Consider the following 18,186-nt stretch of genomic DNA (forward strand, 5'->3'; position numbering starts at 1 on the left):
ATATTGAGATAGAAAATAAATGTACAGTCGAACAATATTTGTTACATAAAAAAAACAAGAGTTTTCACTCCTATTTTTTTAAATAAACTTGGTAACGTAAGGATTCTAAAAAATAGACAACTGGAATCTGAGTGGTCAAATTAGTGGAACGTAGCGAGGAATCTGCGTAGGCAACTGGCATAAAGTAGGATAAATTTATATCCGATAGCTGTGATAAAGTGGAAATATCTGTATTTGTCAGACTAACAATCTTAGCATTTCTTTCTTTGAATCCCTGTACCAGAGTTAGAACTTCTTCTGTCTCACCGCTGACACTTAGAGCAATAACCAAAACATCCTCCAAATTAGAATGATGCAATTTCAGAGAATAAAATGGGTTAGTAATAGCAAAGCTAAGAATACCGATTCCAGAAAAAAGATATGAGCCATATTCTGCCAAACTTAGACTAGTACCCACCCCTAAAAAGATAACTTGTTTGGCTTGAACGATCAAGTCTGCTATCTCTGATAGTTGTTTTTTTAAAGCTTCATCTTGGACACTAGTCTGTAAAAATTGTATTGCTGGAATATCAATAGGAAAGTAGTGACGATGTTTATTTTCCTTATCTTCCGACCTTGACAAAGCATATTTTAAATCATTGTAGCTATCAAATCCCATCTTTTTCGCAAAACGAATGATGGTTGTTGTCGATAGATTTATAGATGTCGATAGCTCTCTGATAGTCATCGTAGCAACTTTATCTCTATGTTGCAATATAAAATTATACACGCTTAATTCACTATTATTTAGCCCTTTTACTTTATGATAATCAAATAAATTCATAGACACCCTTATGCTTTTGTAGTATATAGTTGTTTCATTAACATTTCAATAATAAGAATAACAGGTACCTGCGTCGTAATATTAAACCCATTTAAAAATAATTGAGGAACATGATAGGTTATGGAGCAATCAGATAGCCTTGACAATGTTGATTCCAATGTATTTGTGATGGCAATAACTGGACAACCTTTTTCCTTTAATTTTTGTACAATTTTCAATGTTTGAGAAGTCTCACCAGATTCGGATAAGGCAATGACACAAGTTTTTTCCATACTGTTTTGTAGCACTGGTTGCCAAGGATCTTCAATACACATACTAAATTTGCCAATATTTGAAAAATAGCGCGCTCCATATCGACCTAAAGTTCCAGAGGAACCAATTCCGACAAAAACAATCTGTTCAACTTTCTTTAAGATTGCCACAGCCTCCATAATCAGCTGCAAAAAAGTATCTTGCTCAGTATAATCAATGAATAGCTTCAAAGAATGATTGTTTTGATTGTTTAAAATAATTTGCTCATTTTTTAAATATTCTTTATAAGCAATCTTAAAATGGCTATATCCATCAAATCCTAGATGCTTGCAAAATCGTTGTACGGTTCCAACTGATACATGTGCAAGTTGGGCCAATTCCTTGATTGTCATAGAGGATATATTTTCATTTTCTAAAATAGTTGTATAAATAGCATTTTCTAAGTCGTTAAAACTTGCTACAACCTCATAACTAAACATATAATTCCTTTTTCTATCTCTATTGATTTGCTTACAATGTAACAAAAAACTAATAACCAAAGTGTTCCACACTAAAATAATGGAGAGCATAATGGCTATAAAACCAAGTCAGCATTAAAATCTATTAGAAAACCAGACGAATCAGATTTGTCTAACGAGACATGGTTAAGAGAAAATACTTTAAAACAGTATTGCCTTATGTCCTAGATTATATCATATTTTTGAGCATACTTTGAGTATTGTTAGTTAATTGACTTAAAAGAAACATAACAAGAGCTTATCTCTATTAAATTGTATCAATTTCAATCGCCCATTCTGGAGATATGTAAGGTGTGGACGTTTCTATTCCCACAATCTCCTTGTCAATGGAAACAAACACGTACCCACAGGGTAAATGGAAATAGAAACTGATAATTTCTAGCTATCACTTCTATTCATTCCAAAAATTTTCTCACTCTGATACTTCCCCACGCCAATACAAAAAGCCTTGCAATCAAGGCTTTTCGTTATCCCTTTCATTCAAAGGTTTCTAGGTTTTTACGAGCAGAGCAACACACTCCACGTGGTGCGTCTGCGGAAAAAGATCAACCGGCTGGACTTTCTTCAATTCATATCCCAATTCTTGGTAGAGTTTGATATCACGCGCCATGGTTGCGACATTACATGAGATATAGGCGATGCGGTTAGCTCCTGTTTGGGTACTAGCTTTGATAAAACTCTCGGTGAGTCCTTTTCTTGGTGGATCAACTAGGATAAGGCTTGGTTGAATTCCATCTTTAAGCCAATTCTTCATGGCGTTTTCAGCTGTGTCACAGACATAGTTAGCATTTGAAATATTGTTCAGTTGAGCATTCTTCTTACTATTCTCAACCGCTTCTGGAATTACTTCAACACCATAGACTTCCTTGACGTGTTTCGCAACAGAAATACCAATCGTCCCGATACCAGAATAGGCATCAATGACCACATCATCTTCTTTTAATTCAGCAAAGTCAATAGCTGTTTGATAAAGTTTTTCAGCCATTTCAGTATTGACTTGATAAAAGGCAGGGCCAGCGATTTGGTAGTCATTTCCCAACATCTGGTCAGTGATAAAATCTTGTCCATAAAGCGTACGCCATTCCTTACCAAAAATAGCATTAGTGTTCTGGTCATTGATATTTTGCATAACAGACACAATCTCTGGAAACTGCTTGATGACTTGTTCAATCAATTGGTCAACACGAAAAACTTTGGGACGAGTTGTCACCAAAATGACCATGATTTGCCCTGAATAGTGCCCACGACGCACCACAAGATTTCGAATCAAGCCAGATTGTTCCTTTTCATCATAAGGTTTCAAATCATAACGACGTAGCAAGTCACGTAGACCTACTACTACCTCATCAATCACAGAATCTTGTATAAAGAAATCTTCCAAAGGCATGAGGTCGTGGGAATTCTTACGGAAAAATCCTGTTTCCAAAACACCATTCACTCGACGAACAGGGACCTGTGCTTTGTTACGGTACTTGACTGGATTTTCCATACCTAAAGTTTCAGCAACCTCTATATCATCAATTCCAGCAATCTTATATAGACTGTCTTTGACTTGCTTGGTTTTAAACTTGAGCTGTTCTGGATAGGCAAGATGACCTAAATCCGCGATTCCTGAACGCAGGTAAGCCAAATCTAAATCTTGATTACGGTGTGGTGATTGGACAAGGTATTCTTCAACTTTCCCAAAACCAATCTTTTTATTAACCTTGAGGACACGCATAAGGATTTTTTCACTCGGTAAAGCATTCTCAACAAAAAATACCAAACCATCCACCTTGGCAACTCCTGCCCCTTCATGGGTCAAGTCAACAATCTCAACTTCTACAATATCATTTTTCTTTAACATTATTTTCTCTTTCTATTGGCCGACAAAAAAGACGGCAACGTTAGGGTTACCATCTATTATACCATGAAATTTCTTAAGAACCAAAACTCTTGAAGAAGTTGACAATGGCTTGCCAGAGGGAACTTAAGAAGTTCCCACCGTCCTCTAGCGCCTTATCAGCATCAAAGTTAAGGTTGATATTTTTAAAACTGTCGCCAGCTTGTGAAACAATACTTTGTTTAAGGTCATTTAGAGTTTTAGTGAAGTCTGTATTGCTAAGAATATCACTTTTTGAGAGATTCAAAGCAAAATTGATGATGATATTGATTTGGTTTCCTGTTATAACCTGATCAAGTTTGTAATTTTTCAAGGTATCTTCAACAATTTTACGGACATCTTCCTCTGTCAGATTTCCCTTACTTTCTTTAGCTTTGGCGAGTCCTGACTTAATATCTGCTAAGGCAACGTTTAATTTATTAGCATCATAGCCTGTTTTGTCCTTGTTTTCAGCATTGATATCGGACAAAGCCTTTAGCTCTTCTTGAGCCAAATCTTTGTTGGCTTGTGGCACCTTGGCTCCATTAGCTTCTAGAGAATAATAAATCCCTGCTAAAGCACTCTCACCTGTAACTGGAATAGGGGCTGCTACAGTGATTTTAGCATGTTCCACACCCAAGGTTACTGCTGCATTTCGGTACATATCCTGAGTCACCTTAGTGATGTTCTCTGGTGTTTCAATCTTGACCTCAAGTGGCGACTTGTCACCTAGTTTTTGAATCTTGGCTGATGAATACAATTGTAAGCTAGAGTCATTGGCCACATTCATAATCTTAGAATAGACATCAGGTGTCATGGTCTTGAGTTCTTTGGTGTCTGTTGAGGCATTGTAGCCTAGTTTTTTAAGGGTTTGATTTTTTTGATCTTCAGACAATGATGAACCTAGGACATATTCAGGTTGAACATAGGTTTCATCGATAACTTTTTGAACATCTGTTGCTGCATGGGCGCTATTCATAGCTGTTACTGCCCACAAGACCGCAGCACTGGTCAGAAAGAGTTTCTTTCTCATAGGGAATTCCCTCCTTTACCTTTTTAGAGTAATATATCTATCTTAAAGAAAACTTATAACAAAAACACCTGGATTAGCCAGATGTTGAAAAGAGAGTGAAACATTTGATGATGTAAAGGTTAAGATGAACCTGCCTAGAATAGTAATAGTTTCCTCCATTTACATAAAGTTCAGCACCGTGAAAAATGGAAATAGGGTGAATATAACTATAAGTCTTTCCAGTGGTATTACCAAGCAAGGGAGCAACAGTCTCACGAGAGTACTGTTTGGCCAGAGCCAAGGTATTTTCCTTGCCATTTTGGGCGATAAAATCGATATAGGCTGGTCCAAAATTATAGGCTTGAACAGCCGTCCAGACATCAACACCCTGCTTCTGGGCCAGATAGAGATTGTCTGTCAGAGTTTGAACGCCTTGCCGAATGCTAGAGGCGTTATCATTTATGGTGTTGGTGGAACCACTGGCAGACTCACTAGACTGCATGACGTCGCCTTCTTTTCCTTTTGTTTCGGTATAAATCATAGCGAGCACAAGCTCTTCGTTTGCTGGGGTGTCTTTTTCACTCAAGATTTCTCGCACCATGGGTTGATAGGTCATAACTTGCTTAACATCTTGGTGAATGCGGTAAGCTTTATATCCAGCAAAAAGGAAGACTGCTAGTACAAGCACTCTTCGAATTCGTTTAAACATTATTTACTTTGGATATCCTCGATATTTTTGATTAAGATAGAGTAGGTTCCATTGTCGTTTTGGATAAACTCAACAGACTCGGCGTCTTGATAGACGTTATTGGGAACGATGAGCTCAATTCCATTTGACAAGGAAAGTTTTTGATTTTCAAATTTCTTTAATTGGCGACTGGCATCAATTTCATCAAATTGAACAGGTTCTGGTACGGCTTCTTTGACTTGGTCAATAAAGCTCAAACGAGCCGTCAGATTGTTGTCAAAAAGGTCATTGGCCAGTTTCTCTGGTGACAATTCATTGCTTTCTTCTAGGTTGTTGAAAATCGCTGATTTGACCTTGGATTGAAATTGAAAATCATCTGTGTTAAAAGTCTCAGCAATGCGCTGTGCTGTTTTTTCCAATTCCTTGATAGATTTCTTAGGAGAAATCTTAGGAGCGACAGCAAGAAGATTATCTGAAAAATAGTTCAAGAAAGCCCCGTTATACTTGATTCGTTTTTCAATCAGATGGTACTTGCGACTCTGAAGATTAACCACCAAGGCCTCATCAGCCCCTGTTCCAAATCCAGGCAGGTTATTCTGAGTCAGCTTGATTGGATTATCAACTTCTCCTCCGAGGTGAGTCAAGGTCTCACGCAGGGCAATTCTCAAGAAAGCGAAATGTTCCACACCTTCTTTAGACAATTGCACAAAAATCAAGTCATTGGTCTTGAGATTTTCAGAAATGCTAAACTCCTCTTTCCAGAGATTAGCCAGTGTTACTGATGTCTCCAATAAATCGTCTGTGATGTGATTGAAGAAGGGATTTTCTTCCTCGAAAATCCCAGTCTTGGCTTCATCTGAATACACACGTTCAATTTTTTTACGCAGGTATTCTTCGATTTTTGGAGTAATATTGAGAAGCTTATCCGCTAGGAACAGCTCGGTATCAGCCGGACTGAACTGGTGAATAATGGCTTTCTTAATATAAATGTCCATAAAAGTTTTAGTCCTCGTATAATGGGAAGGCGTCTGTCAACACTTTGACTTCACTTCTCACTTCTTCTAAGACAGCTTCATTTTCTGCATTCTTAAGGGTTTTAATGATGAGTTCAGCCACTTTGCGACTCTCTTCTTCACCAAATCCACGCGCAGTAATGGCTGCAGATCCGATACGAATCCCACTTGTCTTGAATGGTGACAAGGTTTCGTAAGGGATTGAGTTTTTATTTAGGGTAATATTGACTTCATCCAGCAAGTTTTGGGCAACTTTTCCGTTTTCTACAACTTTAGTCACATCCACTAGGAAGAGGTGATTTTCAGTCCCACCAGAAATGATACGGAAATCAGTGTCTTGCAAGAAAACATCTGCCATAGCCTTGCTGTTCTTGATAACATTAGCAGCATATTCCTTGAAGGCTGGATCTAATACTTCTTTGAAAGAAACAGCTTTAGCTGCTACAACATGCTCCAAAGGGCCGCCCTGAATACCAGGGAAAATAGCTGAATTGATTTTCTTAGCAAGTTCTTCGTCATTAGTCAAAATCAAACCACCACGTGGTCCACGAAGGGTTTTGTGGGTCGTTGTTGTAGTGATATGAGCGTATGGTACTGGGCTTGGATGAAGGCCAGCCGCAACCAAACCAGCGATATGAGCCATATCTACCATGAGCTTAGCACCAACGGCATCTGCAATTTCACGGAATTTTGAAAAGTCGATAATTTGAGAATAGGCTGAAGCACCTGCTACGATCAATTTTGGTTTTACTTCTTGGGCTTGCTTCAATATAGCATCAAAGTCCAATAATTCCGTTTCAGGATCTACACTATAAGAAACAAAGTTGTAGGTTTGACCTGAGAAGCTAACTGGAGCTCCGTGGGTCAAGTGTCCACCTGCTGCTAAATCCATCCCCATAACGGTATCACCTGGCCCAATCAAGGCCATGTAAGCCGCACAGTTGGCTTGGCTTCCTGAGTGAGGTTGGACATTAGCAAATTTTGCACCGAAAATTTCTTTTGCGCGTTCAATAGCAAGAGTCTCTACCACGTCTACCACATCCGTTCCACCATAATAACGGCGGCCTGGGTAACCCTCGGCATATTTGTTTGTCAAGATAGACCCTTGAGCTGCCATAACAGCCTTGGAAACTACGTTTTCCGAAGCAATCAACTCGATATTATTCTGTTGGCGTTCTTCTTCTTTGGCAATAGCATTCCAGAGATCAGCATCGTATGCTTTAAAATCATCTTTGTCAAAAATCATAGGTCTTCTCCTTTTATTGTGTGACTAGTCCATTAGTTTAATTTTCTTATTAGAAAATCAAACTAAAAGATGCAAATAAACCGTTTCTGCATTTTATCACAAGTATAACCAACTTTTTCATAAAATGCATGAGCACCCAGACGATGATCGGCAGAGTTTAAGCGGATAAACCCATAACCACGTCTTTTTGCTTCTTCTTCCAACCCTTGTAATAAGCTTTTACCAATACCTTGACCTTGCGCTTGAGGTGAAACTGCTAAAGCTAAAATATTAAATCCTGCTTTAGAATAAAGTGATTCATAGACCTCAGCGTGGACATATCCAAGCAAGGCATGACTAGCTTCATTCTCATAGCCAAGTAGGAAATGATGGGAATCCTGAGATAGTCTAGCAAATTGACTAGCCATGTCCTCTGGACTAAAAGAATAACCCAAAGCCTCTTGGTTGATCTCACATATAGCGTTCACATCAGTTTCTCTTAAATCTCTTAGCATCTCATTCCTCCTCAAAAGAAATCTCTGGCAACTGAGCAAGAATATCTTCTCGCTTAATGGCCCCTTGGCGTAAGATTTTCACCTTGTCTCCAGACAAGTCCAAAATAGTCGAATCCTGTCCAGTTAGAAAAGCATCGTCTTCTAGACCCAAAACCTCTTGGTCAAAATCCTTCAGAATTTGTTCAAAGGTTACACCACTTGACTGACCTGAAATATTGGCAGACGGCCCAATCAAGGGTCCCGTCTCTCTAATCAAATCAAGCGTGATGGGATGACTAGGCATCCGAAATCCCACCGTTGCGAGACCCGAATTGACCCAATAAGGAACTCGGTCATTAGCTTCGAGAATAATGGTCAAGGGACCTGGTAAAAAGGTCTCTACAAGTTTTTGAAGATAAGTTGGCTGATTCTTTGAAAAGTGCAAGATATCCTCTAAAGAGGCAATATTGAGATTGAGTGCCTTGTCTCTAGGACGACGTTTGAGCTGGTAAACATGGTCAACTGCTTTTTCGTCTAGCGCCTTGGCAAAAAGACCATAAACCGTCTCTGTAGGCAGAACGACTGCTCCGCCCTTTTCCAACTCTTGTCTAATCCTGTCCATCATCAACCACGACCATCCTATCTTGACCAAATTGGTCCTTGAGTGTTCGTACTCGCTTTTCAGGAAGATGTTTCCTAAAAAGTTCAGGAACACTTTGACCTTGCTTGTATCCAATTTCAAGGTAAATCTTACCACCATCTTTGAGATAGTCTTTTGCATCTTCCGCAATTCTACGGTAAATAGCTAGGCCATCCTCATCTGCAAATAGAGCTAGATGAGGCTCCGAATGCAAAACATTCAAGCCGACCTCTGACTCATCTTCACGAGAGATATAGGGTGGATTGGAAACAATTATATCATATTTTTCAGAAATTTCTGTAAAACAGTCAGATTTTTTTAAAAATATTTGAAGATTTTGATTTTTAGCATTTTCGCTGGATACATCTAAAGCATCTTGGGAAATATCTGCTGCTGTCACTGACCAATCTGGTCTGTTTTTTGCTAAGGCGAGAGCAATAGCTCCACTACCTGTTCCAATATCCAGAACTGAAAAATTCGTCTCAGGATTTTCAGCTAGGATAAGCTCAACCAATTCCTCTGTCTCTGGACGAGGGATCAATACTCGTTCATCCACTTTTAGCTGCATTCCATAAAAATCTGCCTGTCCAATGATATACTGTGCCGGTTTATGAGCTGCTAACTGTTGAAAAATTCCTTTTACAAATACTTCTTCCTCTTCCGTCACTTCCTGCTGGAGGGCAAAAACAAAGTCTGTAAACGTGAGGTCTTTCAGACTACGATAGACAAAAGAGAGGCTTTCTGCTTCCTCTCCTTTTCTTATCAACTCTTCTTCAAAATCTGAAAATAATTGAGCTAATTTCATTATTTGTTTAATTCTTCTAATTTTTGTGTTTGGTCATAGAGCACCAAGGCATCCACAACTTCGTCCAATTTACCAGATAAAATAGTATCTAGTTTTTGGAGGGTCAATCCAATACGGTGGTCTGTGACACGGTTTTGTGGGAAGTTATAAGTACGGATACGCTCTGAACGATCACCAGTACCAATTGTTGACTTACGCTCAGCGTCTTGTTCATCCTGAGCAATCTGAGCAAAGTGGTCAGCCACACGTGCACGGATGATTTTCATGGCTTTTTCACGGTTTTTCTGCTGGGTACGTTCTTCCTGCATCTCAACCTTGATATTGGTTGGCAAGTGAACGATACGAACGGCAGTCGCAACCTTGTTGACGTTCTGTCCACCAGCACCTGATGCATGATAGATGTCGACACGAAGGTCTTTTGGATCAATATCGTATTCAACTTCTTCCACTTCAGGCATGACAAGAACTGTCGCTGTCGAAGTATGTACGCGACCTTGGCTTTCTGTCACAGGGACACGTTGCACACGGTGAGCACCAGATTCGTACTTGAGTTTAGAGTAAACAGATTGACCTGAAACCATGGCAACGACTTCTTTGAAACCACCGACACCATTCATAGAAGCTTCCATGACTTCAAAGCGCCAGCCTTGGGCTTCCGCATACTTTTGGTACATGGTTAAAAGATCTCCAGCGAAAAGTGCTGCTTCGTCTCCACCAGCTGCTCCACGGATTTCAAGGATGATATTCTTGTCATCATTTGGATCCTTTGGAAGCAGCAAAATTTTCAATTTCTCTTCGTACTCTTCTTTTTCAGCCTTGGCATCTTTGAGCTCTTGCTTGGCCATTTCTTCCAAGTCCGCATCTCCACCTGATTCCTTAATCATTTCTTCAGCGTCAACGATGTTTTGAAGGACTTGTTTGTACTCACGGTAGGCTGTTACGGTGTCACGAGTGGAAGCTTCTTCTTTCGAAAGTTCCATGAAACGCTTGGTGTCCGAAACCACATCTGGGTCACTGAGCAACTCTCCTAGTTCTTCATAACGGTCTTCTACAGCTTGTAGTTGATCATAGATGTTCATTTTTCTTCATTCTCCTTATTGATTTCAGGGGCAAAATAATGTTTACGGCAAACCGAGATATAGGTTTCATTACCACCAATCTGGATCTGTTCTCCATCGTAAACGGGCAGTCCATCCTGTGTACGCAAAACCATAGTTGCCTTTTTCTTACAATACTGACAGATGGTCTTGATTTCGTCAATCTTGTCTGCTAAGAGCAGGAGATACTTGGAACCTTCGAACAGTTCATTGCGAAAGTCATTTTTCAAACCAAAAGCCATGACAGGTATGTCTAACTCATCAACAACACGAGCTAGATCGTAAACATGATGACACTTAAGAAACTGGGCCTCATCAACCAACACACAGTAAGGTTTTTCTGATAGGTCTCGGATATAGCCGAAGATATCAGTTGTTTCCTCAATCGCAATGGCAGGGCGTTTCATGCCAATACGACTCGACACATAGCCAACACCGTCACGAGTATCAAGAGCTGAGGTCATAATCACAACACCTTTTCCTTGCTCCTCATAGTTATAGGCCACCTTGAGAATCTCAATCGTCTTACCAGAGTTCATGGTCCCATAACGATAATACAACTGTGCCATGTTTCTTGCTTCACGTCCATTTCTAAATTTTTGCTACATTCTAGTATATCATAATTTTCTGAAGCTTTAAACGGCAAAATGTGGTAAAATAGAAGAAATCAAAACTAGTGGAGGAAGCCATTATGCCATTTGTACGCATCGATTTATTTGAAGGACGCACGCTCGAGCAAAAGAAGGCTCTTGCTAAGGAAGTAACAGAAGCTGTTGTTCGCAACACTGGAGCCCCTCAATCTGCTGTCCATGTCATCATCAACGACATGCCAGAAGGAACTTACTTCCCACAAGGAGAAATGCGCACCAAATAAGCTAGCTTAAGCAGAATTGCTTAGGCTTTTTCAATCTCCAAGTGGCATCCATTGAAGAAATAGTTCAAATTTGTTACAATTTGAAAAGAGACTTGGAAAAATTTCCAAGAAAAGAGCTATTAATTAAAGGAAATATTATGATTACACGTGAATTTGATACCATCGCTGCCATCTCTACTCCACTAGGTGAAGGAGCTATTGGTATTGTCCGCTTGAGCGGAACAGAAAGTTTTGCAATTGCGCAAAAAATTTTCAAAGGGAAAGACTTGAGTCAGGTTGCTAGTCACACTCTCAACTACGGTCACATCGTTGACCCTCAGACAGGAAAAGTCATGGACGAGGTTATGGTTGGAGCTATGAAGTCTCCAAAGACCTTCACTCGTGAGGATATTATCGAGATTAACACCCACGGTGGGATTGCGGTGACCAATGAGATTCTCCAGCTAGCTATCCGTGAAGGAGCTCGATTGGCAGAACCTGGTGAATTTACCAAACGTGCCTTCCTAAATGGACGTGTGGACTTGACCCAGGCTGAGGCGGTCATGGATATCATCCGTGCAAAGACTGACAAGGCCATGAACATTGCAGTTAAGCAATTAGACGGCTCCCTTTCTGACCTCATTAACAATACCCGTCAAGAAATCCTTAACACACTTGCCCAAGTTGAGGTTAATATCGACTATCCTGAGTATGACGATGTTGAAGAAGCGACTACTGCTGTTGTCCGTGAGAAGACAATAGAGTTTGAGCAATTACTAACCAATCTCCTTAGAACAGCCCGTCGTGGTAAAATCCTTCGTGAAGGAATTTCCACAGCCATCATCGGACGCCCCAACGTTGGGAAATCTAGCCTCCTCAACAACCTCTTGCGTGAGGACAAGGCTATCGTTACAGATATTGCTGGTACTACTCGAGATGTCATCGAAGAATACGTCAACATCAACGGTGTCCCTCTCAAATTGATTGATACAGCTGGTATCCGTGAAACGGATGACATCGTGGAACAAATCGGAGTTGAGCGTTCGAAAAAAGCCCTCAAAGAAGCTGACTTGGTTCTACTGGTGCTAAATGCCAGTGAATCACTGACTGCGCAAGACAGACAACTTCTTGAAATTAGCCAAGATACCAATCGCATTATTCTACTTAATAAAACCGACTTGCCAGAAACAATTGAAACTTCGGAACTCCCTGAAGATGTCATCCGCATTTCAGTTCTTAAAAATCAAAACATCGATAAAATCGAAGAGAGAATCAACAACCTCTTCTTTGAAAATGCTGGTCTAGTCGAGCAAGATGCAACCTACTTGTCCAACGCCCGTCATATTTCCTTGATTGAAAAAGCAGTTGAAAGCCTACAAGCTGTTAACCAAGGTCTTGAACTGGGGATGCCAGTTGACTTGCTTCAAGTTGACTTGACTCGTACTTGGGAAATCCTCGGAGAAATCACTGGGGATGCTGCACCAGATGAACTCATTACCCAACTTTTTAGCCAATTCTGTTTAGGAAAATAAGAAAAATCCATTATCGTTCGTGCGGTCATGGATTTTATTGTCTTATTAGTAATCTGGTCTTAAGACACCTGTTACAGTTGCCTTAGTCGCTTCGTAGTCGCCATCTACAACAACCTTGATAATGCGTTTGGCATCTTCTTCTGGTGCTGGAACAAGAGGTAGACGAGTTGGTCCAGCTGCAAATCCCATATAGTTAAGAACTGCCTTGACAGGAGCAGGACTTGGATAAGAGAAGAGGGCATTGACCTTAGGAATGAATTTACGTTGAATAGCTGCAGCTTTCTTCATATCGCTTTCTGCAATAGCAGTAAACATCTCGTGCATCTCATCTCCATTTGTATGAGAGGCAACAGAAATAACCCCATCCGCACCAAGATTCATGGCATGGAAAGCATCTCCATCCTCACCAGTATAGACCAAGAACTCTTCTGGTTTGTGCTCAATCAAGTAAGCCATATTAGCCAAGCTAGTACATTCTTTGACACCGATAATATTTGGATGATCAGCCAAGCGAAGCATGGTTTCTGGAGTCAATTCGACAACCACACGACCTGGAATGTTATAGATGATAATTGGTAGATCCGAAGCATCTGCAATGGCTTTAAAGTGCTGATACATCCCTTCTTGAGAAGGTTTGTTATAGTAAGGTACAATAGCAAGTCCAGCAGCAAAACCGCCAAATTCCGCTACTTCTTTGACAAACTCAATAGAGTCACGCGTATCATTAGTACCTACACCCGCAATCAAAGGAACGCGTCCATTGACAATCTTTTGTACAGCCGCAAAGAGTTCCAACTCCTCATCGTGGGTCAAGGTTGGACTCTCAGCAGTGGTCCCTGCGAGAAGAATTCCATCCGTATGATGGGCCAATAAATGCTCAATCAAGGCTGGAATAGCATCAAAGTTGATGGAACCATCCTCGTGGAAGGGAGTAATAAAGGCTGTGATGATTTTACACTCTTTTAAATCTTGATAAGACATGAAAACACCTCTCTATTTCAAAGAAGGAGTTCATCTGAACTCCTAAACGATATGACTATTTTAATTCAAATTTCAATTCGGCAGTTGGACGAACCAATCCACGTTCGTGGAGAGTTTCAGCAATCTGAACTGAGTTCCAAGCAGCACCTTTGAGAAGGTTGTCTGAAACAATCCACATGTGAATTCCTTTTTCAGCATCCAAGTCTTTACGGATACGACCAACAAAGGTATCACGTGAACCAACTGCATTGATAGCTTGAGGATAGATTTGATGAGCTACATCATCTTCAAGAACAGCGCCTGGGAAGGCTGCGATAGCTGCTTTTACTTCTTCGATTGGAGCCACTTCTTTTGTTTCGATATAAACTGACTCAGAGTGAGCTGACAAGACTGGAATACGAACACATGTTGCAGATACTGCAATGCTATCATCTTCCATGATTTTCTTAGTTTCCTTGGTCATCTTCATCTCTTCGTAAGTGTAATCATTGTCAGTGAAGACATCGATTTGTGGAAGAGCATTAAAAGCGATAGGATAATGTTTCTTATCACCACCTGAAGGCAAGATTTCCGCATGCAAATCACGTGGGTTTACACCATCATTCAAGACTTCACGAAGTTCACGTTGTGTCTCAAGAATTGCTCCCATACCAGCACCTGAAACTGCTTGGTAGGTTGAAACAATGATACGGTCCAAGCCCCATTTTTGGCGAACTGGCTCAAGAGCCACCATCATTTGAATTGTTGAACAGTTAGGGCAGGCAATGATCCCATTGTGGGCATCAAGTGCGTGAGCATTGACCTCTGGAACAACCAAAGGAACGTCTGGATTTTGACGGAAGTAAGATGTATTATCTACTACTACCGCTCCAGCTTTAACTGCGTATGGTGCATACTTAGCTGATGTCGAACCACCTGCTGAAAAGAGAGCAATATCAACTCCCTCAAAAGCTGTCTCAGTCGTTTCTTCAATCGTAATATCTTGGTCTTTAAATTTCAAAGTCTTGCCTGCTGAACGTGCAGAAGCAAGTAAACGAATTTTATCGATTGGAAGTGTTGATTCTTCCAACATTTTTATCATCTGAGCACCGACAGCACCTGTCGCGCCGACTACAGCAACTGTATATCCCATAAATAACCTCTTTCGGAATTTTCTAAAAATTTCTATAATAGAAGTATTATACTACTTTTTCCATGAATTGCAAAGCTTTTTTATCATTTTTTGAAAAATAAAAATCCCCAGTCGCTAGACCAAGGACTAAGAGGCATCTTCATGTGATAAGCAGGTTCACACAACTCATCAAGGTCCGCTCCTGCGTTATGACCTCCTTATGCTCAATAGTAGTCCGAAGACTACCTATCGACTCATCGCATATTCTATATTACTAGAGATACTTGATTTTGTCAATAAGAAATTTTTTCGATCGAGTATAACAAAAAACTCTCGTATTCAAGAGTTTCCCTATACATATCATGCTAATTGCCGGGATTGAACCGGCGACCTCATCCTTACCATGGATGCGCTCTGCCAACTGAGCTAAATCAGCTTACTTAAGAAGTATACTATATTCAGAAAAACTTGTCAAGTTTCCTTAGAAATTTTCCATAGGAAAAAGCCAGGTAAGAACTACCTAGCTTATCTTCTTCTATTTACTTAAATCAATTCGACGACCAATTTTACCAATAATAATCGCTCCAATAATCAATGAAGCAAATTCACCGATTCCTGTTGTAAACCAAGTAAGGAAGAATGGTAATTCTGCTACAATATTTAACTCTGCAGCGATAGTAAACATGGAAATTGAAAAGAGGATTGAAAAGAAGAAATGATCTTTTCGAATCAATCCGTTAAAGAGGTAATCCTTGCTATATTTTGCAAAAAGCCAAACACCTAAACTGAGGAATACTAAGGTTGAACCACCACCAACAAAGACATCTAGCAGTCCGAAGCTAAAGAAATTAGCAATCATACAACCGATGGTAACTCCGATGATGTACTTAGGATTGTAAAAAGCCATAAAGTTCATCATTTCTGAAATACGAAACTGATAAGCACCATAGCTGATGGCATTTAGAGGCGGTGTGACAGTCAAAACGACGTAGATAGCAGCGACGATTGCAATATCTGCAACATCACGAATAGTTAATTTTTTCATCTTTTCTCCTTTGGCGGTTGCCCGCGTGTAATATGCTTGGTGAAAGAAGCTAAGCACCAAGGGTTGCTTTATTCAACCTTACTAGTATAGCACAATAGCCTGCTTTATGCTATACTTAAAGCATGAAAAAACCTATTCAAAAATTTTTTAACAATGAAATCTTAGCCTATCTCTTTTTTGGCCTTGCAACAACTCTAGTTTCGATTCTCTCACGACTAGTCATTTATCAACTAAGTCATCAGGAACTCCTTGCTACTGCCCTAGCAAATATTATTGGTATCCTATTTGCCTTTATCACAAATGATACGATTGTATTTAAGCAAGCAAGGAAGAATCGACTTATCCGTTTATTGAAATTTTCTCTTGCTCGCCTTTCTACTTTTCTGTTAGACTTGTTTTTAACTTTTCTCTTTGTAACCCAATTTCCTCACATCATAGGTCAATTCGTAAATGAAAACATTGATAAGATAAATGCTATTGAAACAATAATTGCACAAATACTCATTATTATCATCAATTATATCTTGAGCAAGGTCTATATTTTTAGAAAATAATGCTCCATTTATGAGCCTTTTAATTGCCTTCTATAATGATTTAGGATACAATGAAACACGAAACGTTGAAAGGAAAACAGTATGTTAAAAAATCTAAAATCATTCTTGCTTCGAGGAAATGTGATTGACCTTGCTGTCGGTGTTGTCATTGCCTCTTCTTTTGGTGCTATCGTTACTTCACTTGTAAACGACATTATCACTCCTCTTATTTTAAATCCCGCTTTGAAAGCTGCTAAAGTCGAACGTATCGCTCAACTTTCTTGGCATGGAGTCGGCTATGGTAACTTTTTAAGTGCTATTATCAATTTTATCTTTGTGGGTACCGCCCTCTTCTTTATTATCAAGGGTATTGAAAAAGCACAGAAACTGACTGGCATAAAGGAAGAAAAAACTGACGAAAAAAAACCAACCGAATTGGAAGTCCTTCAAGAAATCAAAGCTCTTCTTGAGAAAAAATAATCGTTTAAAAGGATCTAGCGCAAAGAAAGCTAAATCCTTTTTTCTTTACTCTTTGGGTAACTTGCCTGCTTTCTCAAGCATTTTTTTGATCAAATAAGGCATCTTAACATTCTCCCGCCCTTTTTTCTCAATCAGTTTTTTCACAAATTCTGGCATTTGTAAATCTTGAGATTCAGCCAAAATGTTTTTCGTCTCGTCTGAAGGAACTAATTCATCAAAGGTTTCTTCTTCCAGGAGAAATTCCTTAAACTCTTGATGTTCATTGGCTCTGACTGTATTGAGCAAGGCATCAATTAAACGAGAATCCGTATTTGGCATTGGTGGACGATGGTAGTTCACACCCAATTCTTGACACAAGTCATAACATTCCACATCATTATCAAACAAGACCTCAATATGCTCGCTAATGAAGCTGATAGGAACAAAAATATAATGGTCTGGATGTTCTGTCTGTTCTCTGAGATACTCCAAAACATCTGGCTTAATCCATGGAATCCCAATATCACTCTCACTCTGCCAAGTATTGGTATATTGTTCAGAACTCAAGCCTAGTTTTTCAGCGACTAACTTGCTATTTTCGAAAATTTGGTCAATATATGGGTCACCAAAATCCAAGGCAAAAATGGGCACACTGTGGGCTGAAAAGATGACTTTAAAGCTATCCTGCTTTACTTCTTCTTTTAAAATCTTAGCAATTTCATCTGCCCAATAGTTTAAGAGCTCTTCTTCCTGATACCAGTCCTTAATGACCAAAAATTGAATTTGTTTGCTTTCTAAAAATTTTTCATAGCCCATGACAGAGTAGAAAGAATAATGAGGCTCCAAAATCAAACAAATACACTGTTCAATTCCGTCTGCTTCCATTTGACCGATCACATCTGGAATAAAGGGACTGGAAAACTTATTAGCAAAGTAGACACTGTATTCATTCCCCAGCCTAGCTTCTACCAAGGCAACCTCTTGACGGGTAATTCTTTGCAGAGGTGTGCCCCCAATTCGTACATAATTATCATAGAGTGTTTGAATTTCATGGTCTTGAGGTCTCACTCCACGACGAATATTTGTGAAAAAATCAGCCACACCTTCAAAGGTAATCTCTTCTGGTGAACCAAAGGTCATCATTAAAATTGCTTTTTTCATAATCGCTTCCTTGTGATATTTTTATCAAGTTTATTTTATCATGAATCCACTGATAAGTAAACGCTAACATAGCAGATTGCCCT

Annotated in this window: 20 protein-coding genes, 1 tRNA gene and 1 riboswitch; of the genes, 4 read left to right on the forward strand and 17 right to left on the reverse strand. The window is 39.6% G+C overall.

The annotated features are described in order from the left end of the window. Window positions 1-70: 70 nt before the first annotated feature. The 12 genes from HT703_RS06025 to HT703_RS06080 all read right to left on the reverse strand — a co-directional run bounded on the left by HT703_RS06025 (window position 71) and on the right by HT703_RS06080 (window position 10,997). Window positions 71-823, reverse strand: coding sequence for a MurR/RpiR family transcriptional regulator (locus HT703_RS06025; RefSeq protein WP_023932686.1), 753 nt, complete (start codon window positions 821-823; stop codon window positions 71-73). A gap of 8 nt (window positions 824-831) precedes the next feature. Then, the gene (locus HT703_RS06030; RefSeq protein ID WP_000493321.1) at window positions 832-1,554 is read right to left on the reverse strand and encodes a MurR/RpiR family transcriptional regulator; all 723 of its coding nucleotides are present in this window, start codon (window positions 1,552-1,554) and stop codon (window positions 832-834) included. Between the two features lie 529 nt (window positions 1,555-2,083). Beyond that, window positions 2,084-3,439 (reverse strand): 23S rRNA (uracil(1939)-C(5))-methyltransferase RlmD, encoded by a 1,356-nt coding sequence (gene rlmD / locus HT703_RS06035; protein WP_000914557.1) that lies wholly within the window; start codon window positions 3,437-3,439, stop codon window positions 2,084-2,086. A gap of 73 nt (window positions 3,440-3,512) precedes the next feature. Beyond that, the gene (locus HT703_RS06040) at window positions 3,513-4,487 is read right to left on the reverse strand and encodes a DUF1002 domain-containing protein (RefSeq protein ID WP_001227752.1); all 975 of its coding nucleotides are present in this window, start codon (window positions 4,485-4,487) and stop codon (window positions 3,513-3,515) included. 73 nt (window positions 4,488-4,560) lie between these two features. Next, window positions 4,561-5,175 (reverse strand): cell wall hydrolase Pmp23, encoded by a 615-nt coding sequence (gene pmp23 / locus HT703_RS06045; RefSeq protein ID WP_000476369.1) that lies wholly within the window; start codon window positions 5,173-5,175, stop codon window positions 4,561-4,563. Then, on the reverse strand, window positions 5,175-6,149 hold the full coding sequence (locus HT703_RS06050; protein ID WP_000356087.1) for a nucleoid-associated protein: 975 nt from the start codon (window positions 6,147-6,149) through the stop codon (window positions 5,175-5,177). Before HT703_RS06050 ends, pmp23 begins: the two co-directional genes overlap by 1 nt. 7 nt (window positions 6,150-6,156) lie before the next feature. Then, complete coding sequence (gene glyA, locus HT703_RS06055) at window positions 6,157-7,413, reverse strand: serine hydroxymethyltransferase (protein ID WP_023932689.1); 1,257 nt, start codon at window positions 7,411-7,413, stop codon at window positions 6,157-6,159. Between the two features lie 62 nt (window positions 7,414-7,475). After that, a complete protein-coding gene (locus HT703_RS06060; protein WP_172929978.1) occupies window positions 7,476-7,907 on the reverse strand; it encodes a GNAT family N-acetyltransferase in 432 nt (143 codons plus the stop codon). A 1-nt stretch (window position 7,908) separates the two neighbouring features. Continuing rightward, complete coding sequence (locus HT703_RS06065) at window positions 7,909-8,511, reverse strand: L-threonylcarbamoyladenylate synthase (RefSeq protein WP_054392869.1); 603 nt, start codon at window positions 8,509-8,511, stop codon at window positions 7,909-7,911. Continuing rightward, a complete protein-coding gene (gene prmC, locus HT703_RS06070; RefSeq protein WP_054392868.1) occupies window positions 8,495-9,331 on the reverse strand; it encodes a peptide chain release factor N(5)-glutamine methyltransferase in 837 nt (278 codons plus the stop codon). Before prmC ends, HT703_RS06065 begins: the two co-directional genes overlap by 17 nt. Further along, window positions 9,331-10,410, reverse strand: coding sequence for a peptide chain release factor 1 (gene prfA, locus HT703_RS06075; RefSeq protein WP_001028815.1), 1,080 nt, complete (start codon window positions 10,408-10,410; stop codon window positions 9,331-9,333). The genes prmC and prfA overlap by 1 nt, the downstream gene beginning before the upstream one ends. After that, window positions 10,407-10,997, reverse strand: a complete 591-nt coding sequence (locus tag HT703_RS06080) for a thymidine kinase (RefSeq protein ID WP_054392867.1) — start codon at window positions 10,995-10,997, stop codon at window positions 10,407-10,409. The genes prfA and HT703_RS06080 overlap by 4 nt, the downstream gene beginning before the upstream one ends. A 122-nt stretch (window positions 10,998-11,119) precedes the next feature. Here HT703_RS06080 and HT703_RS06085 point away from each other — a divergent pair, with 122 nt between their 5' ends. Next, on the forward strand, window positions 11,120-11,302 hold the full coding sequence (locus HT703_RS06085; protein ID WP_001117401.1) for a 4-oxalocrotonate tautomerase: 183 nt from the start codon (window positions 11,120-11,122) through the stop codon (window positions 11,300-11,302). A 137-nt stretch (window positions 11,303-11,439) separates the two neighbouring features. Then, window positions 11,440-12,813 (forward strand): tRNA uridine-5-carboxymethylaminomethyl(34) synthesis GTPase MnmE, encoded by a 1,374-nt coding sequence (gene mnmE, locus HT703_RS06090; protein WP_054392866.1) that lies wholly within the window; start codon window positions 11,440-11,442, stop codon window positions 12,811-12,813. A gap of 45 nt (window positions 12,814-12,858) precedes the next feature. Here the strand turns inward: mnmE and dapA are convergent, their stop codons facing one another. The 4 genes from dapA to HT703_RS06110 all read right to left on the reverse strand — a co-directional run bounded on the left by dapA (window position 12,859) and on the right by HT703_RS06110 (window position 15,950). Further along, window positions 12,859-13,794 carry a 4-hydroxy-tetrahydrodipicolinate synthase gene (gene dapA / locus HT703_RS06095; RefSeq protein ID WP_000121607.1) on the reverse strand — a complete coding sequence of 312 codons (936 nt, stop codon included), beginning with the start codon at window positions 13,792-13,794 and terminating at the stop codon, window positions 12,859-12,861. A 55-nt stretch (window positions 13,795-13,849) separates the two neighbouring features. Further along, a complete protein-coding gene (locus tag HT703_RS06100; protein WP_054392865.1) occupies window positions 13,850-14,926 on the reverse strand; it encodes an aspartate-semialdehyde dehydrogenase in 1,077 nt (358 codons plus the stop codon). Between the two features lie 342 nt (window positions 14,927-15,268). After that, window positions 15,269-15,341 (reverse strand) — tRNA-Thr (locus HT703_RS06105). A gap of 99 nt (window positions 15,342-15,440) precedes the next feature. Beyond that, window positions 15,441-15,950, reverse strand: coding sequence for a QueT transporter family protein (locus HT703_RS06110; protein WP_000737071.1), 510 nt, complete (start codon window positions 15,948-15,950; stop codon window positions 15,441-15,443). Further along, window positions 15,948-16,044, reverse strand: a riboswitch (PreQ1 riboswitch). Its footprint overlaps the gene before it by 3 nt. Before the next feature lie 28 nt (window positions 16,045-16,072). Here HT703_RS06110 and HT703_RS06115 point away from each other — a divergent pair. Then, window positions 16,073-16,504, forward strand: a complete 432-nt coding sequence (locus HT703_RS06115) for a GtrA family protein (protein ID WP_054392864.1) — start codon at window positions 16,073-16,075, stop codon at window positions 16,502-16,504. 81 nt (window positions 16,505-16,585) lie between these two features. Then, window positions 16,586-16,963: a large conductance mechanosensitive channel protein MscL gene (gene mscL / locus HT703_RS06120; protein WP_023932701.1), complete on the forward strand. Its 378-nt coding sequence runs from the start codon at window positions 16,586-16,588 to the stop codon at window positions 16,961-16,963. A gap of 45 nt (window positions 16,964-17,008) precedes the next feature. Here the strand turns inward: mscL and hemH are convergent, their stop codons facing one another. Next, window positions 17,009-18,103: a ferrochelatase gene (hemH, locus tag HT703_RS06125; RefSeq protein ID WP_054388323.1), complete on the reverse strand. Its 1,095-nt coding sequence runs from the start codon at window positions 18,101-18,103 to the stop codon at window positions 17,009-17,011. Window positions 18,104-18,186: the final 83 nt, after the last annotated feature.

The organism is Streptococcus sp. 3874 (assembly GCF_013276425.1).
GTDB lineage: Bacteria > Bacillota > Bacilli > Lactobacillales > Streptococcaceae > Streptococcus > Streptococcus pseudopneumoniae.